The following is a 12,877-nucleotide window of genomic DNA, read 5'->3' on the forward strand; positions in this document are numbered from 1 at the left end:
AAACGCGGCCTTCGGGCCGCGTTTTTTGTTGGTTGGACTATCGGCCAGCAACAGGCTGCGTCAAACCAAAGAAAAAGGGCCGGCAACTAATCGCCGGCCCTCCTCATCAATCAACTTTCGCGGGCTCAGAGCGTCGTTACCGTCCAGCTCACGATTTCGCTGGCAGTCCGTTCAAAGGCGGCGTCGAGCGCCTTCACATAAGCTGCATTCGTCGCGCCGCCGACGGGAATGGCCGTACGGAAAACACGGGTCGCACGAACCTCCCCGTTCTTATCGTTCATCAGCCTCACGGCCAGCTCGACAACTGCGAGCTTTGGCGAAGCATAAGCCTGAATGCCGAACATTCGAAGATCGGTGAGGATCTGATAATTGATTGCCAGTCCGTCTCCCGGGCGGCCAATCCCGCCAAATATACCGGTATTTTCATAGGCTTGCACCAGACGAGACTGCACGATGTTTGTCAGCCTGTCTCCCCATTGAGCGCCCTTCAGATATTCGATGGAACCCGGTGCGGAACTGACGACTATATTCTCGCTATCAAGCGCCTTGAGAGCGGTTGGCGTCGGAACCAGCAACTGCACATTCTTACGGCTCGGTGAAGTCACACCAGGCTGAGGCGCAGACAGATTGAACGTGTCGAGCGGTGTTGTCGTCCCGCAGCCGGCAAGAAGCAGGCCGAAAATAAAAGGAACCGAAGCTGTGCGGAGAACGACGCGACGTGATTTCATATCATTAAAGCCGGTTTTGAAATTCAATGACGCGTCCTCCCGTCATAACGAGGTACATTCCCCTGACCGCCAAAGATAAGACGCTGGGGATTGCGCTCAAGATCGGTGATAGCTTGTTCTATGCGCTGAATGGAACGGCGGCTGTCAACCACGACGGACTGGACATCCCGCAGTCCCTGTCCGGAAAAACGCTGCAGATTGTCCGCGATAGGTCCCAGTCGCTTGTCGAGATTGTCTGACGTTTGCCGAATGGACTCCAATGTCGCCTTCGCTTGGGCAACAACACCATCCTTGTCATCACTGGACAAAAGCTTGTCGGTCTTGGCCAGGATGGCATCAACGCGCACAGACGCGGCATTCAAGCGAGCCATCATGTCCTTGGCGTCGGTCACGATCTGGTTGATATTCCCGGTATTCTGGCCGAGTTCCTCAATGATGTTGGCATTCTTCGCCAGAGCGTCGGTGAACGTCTTCGTATTATTGATGGTATCTGTCAGTGGGCCGCGCGCATCCTTCACGAAGCCTTCCAACTGACCGAGCACCGAATTTGCGCGGGCAGCAATATCCTGCGCGGTTGCGAGAAGATTGTTGATTGAGGATGGATCGGCATCAATGCGGGCAACACTGTCTACCTTCGCAGCCTCTGTCAGAAGATTGGGCTCATCAAGGCGGCCGCCCTTCAGCTCGATATAGGCCTGTCCTGTCAGCCCCTGAAAACCAAGAGTTGCTGCCGTTGAGCGAGTAATAGGCGTGGTCGCGTTGACGCGGGTCTTGACGATAACCATTTCGGGATTGGTTTCATCAAGATGCAGCGCCCGTACATCGCCAACCTTGATACCGTTGAACAGAACCTGACTTCCGATCGAAAGGCCTGTGACCGAACCTGGAATACGAACGTCGAGTTCCAGAGAATCGCGTGCTTCCCCAAAACGGGCGATCCAGAACACGAAAGCGAAAGCCAATAGGCTGACGATCAGCGTAAAGACACCCACCAGTACGTAATTGGCTTTAGTTTCCATATCTTATCCAGTCTGCAAGCGGCTGCCGGGCCGCCGTCTCGTTGGCGCCGACGGATCGATCTGACGCGCACGCTTGCCCCGAAAATAGGATTTAACCCACGGATCGTCCACCGTCAGCATGTCTTCAATAGTGCCGCTGACGAGCACCTTCTTGCCCCCAAGCACAGCAATCCGATCGCAGATTGCAAAAAGACTGTCGAGATCATGCGTGACCATATAAACGGTCAGCCCCATCGTATCCCGCAGATTGGCGATCAGGTCATCGAATTCGGCTGCACCAATGGGGTCCAGTCCCGATGTGGGCTCATCAAGAAACAAGATATCCGGGTCCAAGGCCAGCGCGCGTGCCAGCGCAGCGCGCTTAATCATGCCTCCGGAGAGCTCGGATGGAAATTTTTCCGCTGTGTCCGGCTTCAAGCCGACCAGATCGATTTTCAGCCGCGCCAGCTCGTCCATCAGTTTCGGTGACAGGTCAAGATACTCGCGCATCGGAACCTGAATGTTTTCAAGAACGTTCAATGCTGAAAACAACGCCCCATGCTGAAACAGAACGCCCATGCGCATATCGATGGACATCTTTTCCAGCTCGTTCAACTGATCGATATTGCGGCCGAGAATCTCGATTTCCCCGGTCTGCTTTTTATTGAGACCAAGAATGGTTCGCATCAAGACGGATTTGCCCGAACCGGAAGGGCCGATAAAACCGAGCACCTCTCCCCGATAAATCTCAAGTGACAACTTGTCGAGTACCGTCTGGCGTCCGAACGAAACCGTTACGTCGCGTACCGAGATCATCGGCACGGCCGTCTGGCGAATGTCTTCATCCTGCGGTTGCGACCGATGGTCGATGCCGTTCTCCATAACCATTCTTTAGCTGAGCTTGGCTTCGGACTGAACCAGTGAACAGGATTGAGGGTTCAATTTTCTGTGCAACTGTGTCTCAAAGAACCCATTAAAAATAAAGAACATAAGCTGCATTTAAAAATTAATAGCCGCATAGAACATTGCGAACAGACCATCCACGACAATAACCACGAAGATTGCCTTCACCACGGAAGCAGTCACGCGGCGCCCGAGTGATTCCGCGCTTCCTCCAACCTTCATACCTTCTACCGAAGCGAGAATTCCGATGATCATCGCCATGAACGGGGCCTTGATAAGACCTGCAAAATAAGTATTCAGCGCCACAGCGTCATGCAGGCGGCTGATGAAAGCATCTGGTGAAATATTGGAATAGAACCAGGCAACACCACCTGCCCCGATCAGCGCGGCGAGATCGGAAACGATAGTGAGCAATGGCAGCACTATGACCAGCGCCACGAGACGTGGAAAGACCAGAACGCCGACCGGATTGAGACCTATGACCGTAAGAGCGTCGGTCTCCTCACGCATTTTCATGGAGCCGATCTCGGCAGTAATGGCGCTTCCTGAGCGCCCCGCGATCATGATAGCCGTCAGAAGTACGCCGAGCTCACGCAACACCAGAATGCCGACCAGATCGACGACAAAGATTTCAGCGCCGAAATAACGCAACTGAAACGCACCCTGCTGGGCAATGATTGCACCGACAATCGTCGACATCAGGATGATGATGGGAATTGCCCCCACCCCCATGCGGTCCATCTGCGTGACAATCGCAGCGAAGGGGATGCCGCTACCGCGTCCGTATTTGAGCTGGGCTCCGCGGATGGTGGCACCAAGAATGTGCATCGCCATCTTGAAGTCACTACCCAAGGAAACAACGCCACCGCCCAGCGCGGCCAGAAATGAAATAAGAAAGAACGGTTTTTTCTGGCGTGGGATGTCCAGGGTACGCTCGACGGCCTGCCCTACTTCCTCCATCAGAGGAAGCCAGGATTGACGCACACCTTCCAGTTGCACTTCCACTTGCTGCGCGACAAGACGCTGCCGCAAGCGTTCAATGAGCCAGGCGCCTGCCGTATCGAGACCGGAAACGCCAGAAATATCAATGATCGTGGCTTCTCGCTTGTCCGCGTTCTCCAGGCGGCGCACCTTGTCATCGACAAGATTGACGCTCTGCGATACCCAGCGACCGTTCATCCGTATATGGCGCACGCCGTCGTGCTCCGCCAGATCAATCTTCGGCGCAGAGTTGTCGGTGGCTCTTGCTTTGTCGGCAGTGTCGGTCAACATGGCCTACCTCATATACGAGTCGTTGAACGACCGAAATACTGCGTCCCAGAGGGCATCTCTATGCACAATACCTTGAATATCACTGTAGAACGCTATCCCATCGCCGGAAAATTCACAATCTCCAGAGGCTCCAAGACAGAGGCCGCTGTTGTTGTGTGTGCGATCAGCAACGGTTCTCGTCAAGGACGTGGCGAATGCGTTCCTTACGCACGCTATGGCGAGAGTATCGAAAGCGTAAGCGCCCAGATCGAGGCCGTCCGCTCCGCTATCGAGAACGGCGCGACGCGACAGGATATTCAGAATTTGATGCCTGCTGGGGCTGCACGCAACGCAGTCGATTGCGCTCTATGGGACCTCGAAGCAAAGCAATCGGGCAAAAGCGTTGCCGATATGCTCGGTATGCCGCCACGCCCCCTCGAAACGGCAATCACCGTTTCGCTCGGCACGCCTTCCGAAATGGCGGAATCAGCGGCAAAAGTCGCCCATTATCCTCTTATCAAGGTGAAAATGGGCGGTGAAAACGATATCGAGAAAATCCGCGCCGTCGCAGATGCTGCTCCGAACAGCCGGATCATCATCGATGCGAACGAGGGATGGACAGCCGACAATATTGCCGAGAACATGCGCGCCGCCGCAGCAGCAGGCGTCGTCCTTATCGAACAGCCCTTGCCAGCCGACAACGATCAGATTCTCAGTGAAATCGAACGACCGGTCACTATATGCGCCGATGAGAGTGTTCATACGTCGGTGGGCCTTGAAGAACTTGCCACACGCTATGACGCAGTCAACATCAAGCTCGATAAAGCGGGAGGGCTGACGGAAGGCCTCATCATGCGGGACAAGGCGATCGACCTGGGGCTTGAGATCATGGTTGGCTGCATGGTCGCCACCTCGCTCGGTATGGCGCCGGCTGTCCTGCTTGCCCAGAAAGCCAATGTGGTCGACCTCGATGGACCGTTGCTTCTGGCCCATGACCGTCACCCCGGCCTGCGTTATGAAGGCGCTCTGGTCTATCCGCCGGAAGCTGCCGTCTGGGGCTGATCTGCGCGTTGATAGCTCTCACTCCCTGCCCCGTTGACTGGAGCGAGCGCACTTTCAAAGATATCGGCGCAGGCATCCCAGGTGAATTGTTTGAGCACTGTTGCAGGCTCAAACGGCTCCATCTCCAGGGCGGCCAAGCATGCCTCGCCTAGGTCTTCGGAAAGAACGCCTGCACCGGTAACACCGACAACATCTCGTGATCCGGGGACCGGATAGGCTGCGACCGGCAGGCCGGATGCAATCGCTTCAAGCAAAACGAGACCGAACGTGTCCGTTCGGCTAGGAAAGACAAACACGTCGGCTGCGGCATAAGTCTGGGCCAGCGCTTCACCTTCGCGTTTCCCGACGAACACCGCTTCTGGAAACCGCGTCTGCAGATCATTAAGGGAGGGGCCGTCTCCAACAATTAGCTTTGTGCCGGGAACATCGAGTTCCAGAAATGCAGGCAGGTTCTTTTCTGACGCGACCCGTCCCACACAGATAAACACCGGTCGGGGCAATTCCTTCAGCACCTCGGGTCGGGGATAGAACAATGTCCGGTCGACACCGCGCGTCCAGAGATCCAGTTGCGTAAAGCCACGGGCCTTGAGGTCATCCAGTATGGATTGGGTAGGCACGAGCGTGTGCCGGGCTGCATTGTGGAAACGCCGAAGGAATGCGTAGGTCCAACTCGGAGGGACCGGAAAGCGTTCCTGCAGATATTCTGGAAAGCGTGTGTGGAAACTCGTCGTGAAGGACCATCCCATTTTCATACAGGCACGTCGAGCCATAAATCCAAGCGGGCCTTCAGTTGCAATATGCACGAAATCCGGCTGCATGGTTTTTAAGCGCCGCTTGAACGCGCCCGGTGTCGTCAAGGCCAGCCGGATTTCCGGGTATGTCGGACACGGAACTGATCTATAGTCTAATGGGGAAACGACAGTGACGTCATATCCCCGTTCGATCATCAGATCATGACACTTGGTCAACGTGCGCACGACGCCGTTGACTTGTGGATGCCAGGCGTCGGTGACGATGACGATTTTCTTCATCGGCGAAGGTTCGCCAATTCGCGAACGGGGCGCGGGAGTTGGATTATCCTGCCCTCGTCATGCTCTTCATTGTCGAAATTGACGCGTCCTGCCTTCGGGCGGTGATCACGGCGTTCGGTCCATTCGATTAGTTCCATCCGACCGTCGAAATGCTCGATCACAGCGGTGCAGCTTTCCACCCAGTCGCCCGTGTTGATGTATTCGACGCCGTTCATGCTTTCGATTGTCGCATGATGGATATGGCCGCAGATCACTCCGTCGACACCAATACGCTGCGCCTCTTCAGAAACCACATTCTCGAACTGGCCGATAAAATTGACCGCCTTCTTGACCCGGAATTTCGCCCAGGCCGAAAATGACCAGTAGCGCAATCCGAAAAGCGAGCGGACACGGCTCATCACTGTGTTTATCCAGATCGCACTGTCATACGCCCAATCGCCGAGATAAGCGATGAAGCGAGCATTGCGGACAACTACATCGAACTGATCGCCATGGATGACCAGAAACTTGCGGCCGTCCGCCGTCTCATGGATCGCCCGGTTCATCACTTCGATGCCGCCGAAATGCGTTCCCTGGAAATTTCGCAGGAATTCGTCGTGGTTGCCGGCGATGTAGATGATATTCGCGCCCTTGCGGCTTTTGCGAAGCAGCTTCTGGACGACATCATTATGTTCCTGCGGCCAATGCCAATTGCGCCGCAGGCGCCATCCATCGACAATATCCCCTACGAGATAGATTGTCTCCGCTTCATGATAACGGAGAAAATCCAAAAGCAGTTCAGCCTGTGCTGCTTTTGAACCGAGATGCACATCCGAAATGAAGAGCGTTCGGAGTTTTCTGGGCTGCGGAGCATCTGCGCTCATTGGTTGTCCCCTTCAATGGCAACCTGATCTGAGCGCAGAAAACCCGATTCCTGTCACAGCGATATGACAGCTGTTTTTATGGTGCGATGAGCAGCTTCACACAGCTTCGAATGCACTGACTATGTTTCAAGCAACCAGCTCCACCTTTGGACCAACATAACGCGATTGCGGACGAATGAGCTTGTTCGTCGCGATCTGCTCTCGGCAGTGAGCTATCCACCCCATGGTTCTGCCCATTGCAAAGACGCAGGTGAATGCCTCGCGAGGGAAACCCAGTTGCTCAAGCAAAAGGGCGGTATAGAACTCGACATTGGTTTCGAGAGCCCGATCCGGCTTGTGGCGCCTAAGAATTGCTATGGCTGCCTTTTCCACGGCCTCCGCCAACTCAACCCGGTGTTTTCCACGCTCATGCCCAAGGGATTCGATACGCTTCAACGCGCCCTTCAGGGCGTCGGCACGCGGGTCGCGCACACGATAGACCCGATGGCCGAAACCCATCAACCTTTCTCCGTCGGCAATTGCCGATTCAAGCCACCATTCAGCGTTATCGGGCCTGCCAATGGCATCAAGCATATCGAGTACCGGGCCCGGAGCTCCACCGTGTAACGGCCCTTTCAGCGCACTGATTGCGGCGAGCAGGGAAGAAGTCAGGCCAGCACGTGTCGATGCCACGACGCGGGCGGCGAATGTTGAGGCGTTCAATCCATGATCGCAAACCGCCATGAGATAAGTATCCAGCCCGGCAACTTCCACTTCGTCAGGCATTCCGGCATTCATCATGCGGAGTATGTCCGCACTATGCGGCAGTGTGGGATCAGGGCGGATGGGGCGCCGCCCCTTGCGTTCACGCAAAATGGCGGTTGTGAAAACCGCCGGTGCGGCCATCAAATGCAAGGCGGCTGTCAAATCGCCCTCGTCCGGGATGCGAGCCATCAAGGCACGCAGTGCTTCCAGCGGCGACAATTCCATCAGTGCGTCATCAAGAGCATCCGTGTGATGAAATACCTGCAAGCGGGCTTCGCCGAGCGCCTTCTGAAGCTCTTCTCCTGTCGGGAGTTGTTCGAAAAATCCGTCCCACAAAAGTTCAATTCCATCTTCGACGCTGCTGTGGGGGACCAGATCATCCAGCGATCGACCGCGGATGACCAGCCTGCCTGCAAGCCCATCAACATCAGACAGCACGGTTTCGGCAGCAACCACATCTTCAAGTCCGCTATTCATGGTATTTCTCCTTGTTTGCCTTTCGACATTGGTTCCAAGTATAATTGACGTCAATCTTGATGAAATCGATCAATGTTGGGAGCAATAATGATCTGGCTCACAGCGGAGGAAGCGCTTTCCATTCTTCAGACAAAGCCGCAAACCCTTTATGCCAACGTCAGCCGCGGCCGCATTCGTTCCAAGCCGCTGCCCGACGACCCCAGACGCAGCCTCTACAGATCGGAGGACGTGCATCGATTGGCCGAGAGGCGTCCCGGTCGTAAAAGAGACAGCGTTGTTGCTGCCGATACTATTCGTTGGGGGCTTCCCATCATGCGTTCGGGCATTTCGACCATTGTCGACGGTCGCCTGCTCTATCGCGGTCGTGACGCGGTCGAACTGTCCGAAACGGCAACCTTGGAAGAAGTGGCCGCTCTGCTATGGCAAATGAATTTCGATACGAGTGCCAGCAATCTCGACGAGACGAAATTAAGCAGACATCAGCCACAGTCTTCACCGTTAGAGCGGCTGTTTACCGTCTTTGCCATTCGGGCAGCGAACGATCTGCCCAGTTCCGGACGTTCCGCGGCAATCCTGCAGCAAGAGGCTTTCGCTCTGCTGCAGTTATTCCACAATACGATCCTTGACGTTCCCTCATCCAGCGCCCCTATGCATGAACGCATTGCGTCAGCCTGGCAAAAGCCGCGGGCGAGCGATGTGATCCGGCGTGTACTGGTGCTTCTGGCCGATCACGAGCTCAACGCATCAGCCTTTGCCACCCGCGTTGCGGCCTCGACAGGAGCGCCACTTTCCGCAGCAGTTCTTGCCGGGTTATCTACATTGATCGGCCCGCGACATGGACGTGCCGCAACTGCCGCAACGACAATTATCGCACAAGCCCGTCAGATAGGCGCGGAAGCCACCATCAAGGACCTGCTCAGGCAAGGTGCCCAATTTCATTTGTTCGGCCATCCGCTTTACGGCGAAACCCGGGGATATCCGTGCTTCCGCCATGCTGAAACATCTGGAACTGCCCGCGCCTTATCGCGATCTTGAACAATCCGCTGCAGACATTCTAGGTGAGAAACCGAATGTCGATTTCGCCCTCGCCGCAGTGACTGAAATCTATGGACTGCCGTCAGATGCGCCACTGTTGTTGTTTGCGCTCGCGCGGATCGCAGGGTGGCTCGCTCATGCGCTGGAACAGGCGGATAGTGGATCGCTGATACGGCCAAGAGCAGAGTTTACGCCTCCGCTTGAATAGCGGAACTCACCAAATTTTGTTCTCGAGTAACGCGGTTTCTGCCCTAAAAGGTGGACATATGAGCCGATGAACCAGAATCCGGTTGATCAGACTGCTTGCTTGGTGGCATGTCTTGAAAACTGAATGAATTGCGAGGACGAAGCCGTGGATTTGGGCCTGAAAGGTCGAAAAGCAATTGTGTGCGCTTCCAGCAAGGGGCTCGGACGAGCCTGTGCAGAGGCACTCGCCGAAGCCGGGTGCGACCTGGTTCTCAATGGGCGAAATGAACAAACCCTCGCAGAAACCGCGAAAGCAATTCGGCAGGCATTTAATGTAAGGGTTGACGCTGTTGCCGCGGATGTATCCACCGCTGAAGGACAGGCTGAACTGCTTTCCGCCTGTCCTGCGCCTGACATTCTCGTCAACAATAACGGCGGACCGGCCTTCAAGGATTTCCGCCGTCTCGACCGCGATGCGATCCTTCAAGGTGTAACGCAGAATATGGTTACTCCTCTGGAGTTGATCAAAGCCGTGATCGACGGAATGGTCGAGCGCCGGTTCGGTCGTATCGTCAACATCACATCGACGTCTGTATACGCGCCTATTCCTGGCCTCGATCTTTCATCCGGGGCTCGCGCCGGTCTCACCGCGTTTCTCGCGGGTGTCGCCCGTACGGTCGCAGCCTCCAACGTGACGATCAACAACATCTTGCCCGGCGCTTTCGACACAGACCGGCTTCGCAGCGGCTTTGCATTTTCCGCCCAGAAGAATGGCACAACGCCCGATGCGGAGGCTGCGAAGCGAGCGTCGGCAATTCCTGCCGGGAGAATTGGCCAGCCGAAGGAATTTGGGCAGGCATGCGCCTTCCTTTGCTCGGAACATTCCGGGTTCATTACCGGGCAGAATCTCGTTATCGATGGCGGCGCTTATCAGAGTGCGTTTTAACAGCACCAAACGATAGATCTGCAAATTTGGAAAAACTCATTCTCGAAAACGGGCCTACTGAGACTTGAGCCGATAGACTAAGAACAATAATGGCCCAGCGTGCGGAAGTTGTGAGCGAAAGCTGCGTGCAGAAACGGGATGTCACCGTTTCCTCCACGTGCAAACAAGCTTTTGCCCTGCACAAGAGATTTTGGAAAGCGATGCGACCATGACCAAGAAAACACCTTCCACTTCCCGTTCGGATTTCGATGAAGCAGCCTTGTTCTTTCACCGTTATCCGAAGCCCGGAAAGCTGGAAATTCAGGCGACAAAGCCCCTTGGCAACCAGCGAGATCTGGCGCTCGCCTATTCGCCCGGTGTAGCCGCTCCCTGCCTCGCGATCCACGAAGACCCTGCAACGGCTGCCGAATACACCGCCCGGGGGAACCTCGTCGCCGTCGTATCGAACGGCACTGCGGTTCTTGGCCTTGGCAATATCGGTGCACTTGCTTCCAAGCCGGTCATGGAAGGCAAGGCCGTCCTTTTCAAAAAGTTTGCCGATATCGACGTGTTCGATATCGAAATCGACGCGCACGAAATCGATCGCATCGTCGATGTAGTCGCTGCCCTGGAGCCGACTTTCGGCGGCATCAATCTTGAAGATATCAAGGCTCCCGAGTGCTTCGAAGTTGAAGAGCAGCTTCGCGCAAAAATGAACATCCCTGTCTTCCATGACGACCAGCACGGCACGGCGATTATCGTGGCTTCCGCAGTGCTGAACGGCCTGGAACTCGCTGGCAAGAAAATCAGCGACGCAAAGATTGTCACCTCCGGAGCAGGTGCAGCGGCCCTTGCCTGCCTTAATCTTCTCGTCAATCTCGGTGCAAAGCGCGAAAACATCTGGGTCTGCGATCTCGAAGGTGTCGTATACGAAGGCCGTAACACGCTGATGGATCGCTGGAAGGAAGTTTACGCCCAAAAGACCGACGCGCGCGTTCTGGCAGACGTTATCGGCGGAGCCGATGTGTTCCTCGGCCTTTCGGCCGCTGGCGTGCTGAAGCCCGAACTTCTCAAGCAGATGGCCGAAAAGCCTCTCATCATGGCACTCGCCAACCCGAAGCCGGAAATTATGCCGGAAGAGGCCCGTGCCGCCCGCGCCGATGCCATGATCTGCACCGGACGTTCGGATTATCCGAACCAGGTCAACAACGTCCTCTGCTTCCCTTATATCTTCCGTGGCGCGCTCGATGTCGGTGCCACTGCAATCAACGAAGAAATGAAGCTCGCGGCGGTTCGCGCGATTGCGGCGCTCGCCCGCGAAGAACCTTCCGATGTCGCCGCACGCGCTTATTCCGGCGATACGCCCACTTTCGGACCCGACTATATCATCCCCTCGCCATTCGACCAGCGCCTGATTCTCCGCATCGCCCCGGCAGTGGCCAAGGCCGCCATGGAAACAGGCGTGGCGACGCGCCCGATCGAAGATATGGAAGCTTATCTCGATCGCCTCAATCGCTTCGTTTTCCGGTCTGGCCTCATCATGAAGCCGGTCTTTGCCGCGGCTCGCGCACAGGAAAAGCCGAAGCGCGTAATTTATGCCGATGGCGAAGATGAACGCGTGTTGCGTGCAGCCCAGGTCGTGATCGAAGAGCGCGTCGCTGCTCCGATCCTCGTCGGTCGTCCACAGGTTATCGAAACGCGCCTGCGCCGCTACGGCCTGAAAATCCGTCCGGGAACGGATTTCGAACTCATCAATCCCGAAGACGACCCGCGCTATCGCGACTACGTCGATCTCTATCTGTCCTATACTGGCAGACAGGGCGTCACGCCGGAAGCCGCGCGCACCATCGTACGTACGAATTCGACCGCGATTGCCGCCCTGGCCGTCATGCGTGACGAAGCTGACGCCATGATCTGCGGTCTTGAAGGCCGCTTCGAACGCCACCTTCGTGTCGTGCGCCAGATTATCGGCAAGGTTCCCGGCATCCGCGACTATTCCGCTTTGAGCCTGCTCATCTCGCAACGCGGCGCGCTGTTCCTCACAGACACTTATGTCAACGTCGAACCGAGCGCGAACGAAGTCGCCGAAATGGCAATTCTTGCCGCCAAAGAAATCAGCCGCTTCGGTATCGAGCCGAAAGCGGCGCTGGTGTCGCATTCGAATTTCGGATCGAAAGAATCAGCAAGCGCGGAAAAAATGCGTGAAGCAGCGGCAATTCTCGCCGAAAAGGCGCCGGAACTTGAGTCTGATGGTGAAATGCATGGCGATTCGGCACTCTCGCAGGCGCTTCGCGACCGCGTTTTCCCGAACTCGCGTCTGAAAGGTGAAGCCAACCTTCTCGTGTTCCCGAACCTCGACGCTGCAAACATTACGCTGAATGTGGTCAAGATGGTTACAGACGCGCTGCATGTGGGGCCAATTCTGCTTGGGGCAGCTCGGCCGGCTCATATTCTGACCCCTTCAGTCACCTCACGTGGCGTTGTCAATATGACCGCTCTGGCAGTGGTTGAGGCTTTGCAGAAATCCGGAGAAACTCTTCGCAAAAGAGGTTAATCATCCAAAACTAAGTTAGAATTACTTAATATAAGTATAGTTGGTGGCGAGTATATTTAGGTATACTCGCCATTAATATTTAATTTACTATATTCTTCAAACATGTTTTCATCGCTATCA

10 protein-coding genes and 1 pseudogene are annotated in these 12,877 nt (G+C 55.6%); 4 read left to right on the forward strand and 7 right to left on the reverse strand.

The window, feature by feature from the left end; all coding sequences use genetic code 11:
- Window positions 1-125: 125 nt before the first annotated feature.
- The 4 genes from OINT_RS05980 to OINT_RS05995 all read right to left on the reverse strand — a co-directional run bounded on the left by OINT_RS05980 (window position 126) and on the right by OINT_RS05995 (window position 3,901).
- Window positions 126-728, reverse strand: coding sequence for an ABC-type transport auxiliary lipoprotein family protein (locus OINT_RS05980; RefSeq protein ID WP_006470506.1), 603 nt, complete (start codon window positions 726-728; stop codon window positions 126-128).
- Between the two features lie 23 nt (window positions 729-751).
- Window positions 752-1,747, reverse strand: a complete 996-nt coding sequence (locus OINT_RS05985) for an MlaD family protein (RefSeq protein ID WP_006466872.1) — start codon at window positions 1,745-1,747, stop codon at window positions 752-754.
- Between the two features lie 3 nt (window positions 1,748-1,750).
- The gene (locus tag OINT_RS05990; RefSeq protein ID WP_006466873.1) at window positions 1,751-2,614 is read right to left on the reverse strand and encodes an ABC transporter ATP-binding protein; all 864 of its coding nucleotides are present in this window, start codon (window positions 2,612-2,614) and stop codon (window positions 1,751-1,753) included.
- 111 nt (window positions 2,615-2,725) lie between these two features.
- Window positions 2,726-3,901, reverse strand: a complete 1,176-nt coding sequence (locus tag OINT_RS05995) for an ABC transporter permease (protein WP_006466875.1) — start codon at window positions 3,899-3,901, stop codon at window positions 2,726-2,728.
- Between the two features lie 60 nt (window positions 3,902-3,961).
- Here OINT_RS05995 and dgcA point away from each other — a divergent pair, with 60 nt between their 5' ends.
- Complete coding sequence (gene dgcA, locus OINT_RS06000) at window positions 3,962-4,942, forward strand: N-acetyl-D-Glu racemase DgcA (RefSeq protein ID WP_006466876.1); 981 nt, start codon at window positions 3,962-3,964, stop codon at window positions 4,940-4,942.
- Here dgcA and OINT_RS06005 read toward each other — a convergent pair.
- The 3 genes from OINT_RS06005 to OINT_RS06015 form a co-directional block, all read right to left on the reverse strand.
- Window positions 4,912-5,973, reverse strand: coding sequence for a glycosyltransferase family 4 protein (locus OINT_RS06005; protein ID WP_006470508.1), 1,062 nt, complete (start codon window positions 5,971-5,973; stop codon window positions 4,912-4,914). The two genes, dgcA and OINT_RS06005, sit on opposite strands and share 31 nt — an antisense overlap.
- Window positions 5,970-6,836 (reverse strand): UDP-2,3-diacylglucosamine diphosphatase, encoded by an 867-nt coding sequence (locus OINT_RS06010; RefSeq protein WP_006466877.1) that lies wholly within the window; start codon window positions 6,834-6,836, stop codon window positions 5,970-5,972. The genes OINT_RS06005 and OINT_RS06010 overlap by 4 nt, the downstream gene beginning before the upstream one ends.
- A 126-nt stretch (window positions 6,837-6,962) precedes the next feature.
- Window positions 6,963-8,057 (reverse strand): citrate synthase/methylcitrate synthase, encoded by a 1,095-nt coding sequence (locus tag OINT_RS06015; protein WP_006470509.1) that lies wholly within the window; start codon window positions 8,055-8,057, stop codon window positions 6,963-6,965.
- 87 nt (window positions 8,058-8,144) lie between these two features.
- Between OINT_RS06015 and OINT_RS06020 the strand changes: the two are divergent.
- The 3 genes and pseudogenes from OINT_RS06020 to OINT_RS06030 all read left to right on the forward strand — a co-directional run bounded on the left by OINT_RS06020 (window position 8,145) and on the right by OINT_RS06030 (window position 12,757).
- Window positions 8,145-9,300, forward strand: a pseudogene (locus OINT_RS06020) (citrate synthase).
- A 144-nt stretch (window positions 9,301-9,444) separates the two neighbouring features.
- Window positions 9,445-10,224, forward strand: coding sequence for an SDR family oxidoreductase (locus OINT_RS06025; RefSeq protein WP_006470511.1), 780 nt, complete (start codon window positions 9,445-9,447; stop codon window positions 10,222-10,224).
- A gap of 208 nt (window positions 10,225-10,432) precedes the next feature.
- A complete protein-coding gene (locus OINT_RS06030) occupies window positions 10,433-12,757 on the forward strand; it encodes an NADP-dependent malic enzyme (protein ID WP_006470512.1) in 2,325 nt (774 codons plus the stop codon).
- Window positions 12,758-12,877 lie beyond the last annotated feature (120 nt).

It is taken from the genome of Brucella intermedia LMG 3301 (assembly GCF_000182645.1).
In the GTDB taxonomy this organism is placed as follows: domain Bacteria; phylum Pseudomonadota; class Alphaproteobacteria; order Rhizobiales; family Rhizobiaceae; genus Brucella; species Brucella intermedia.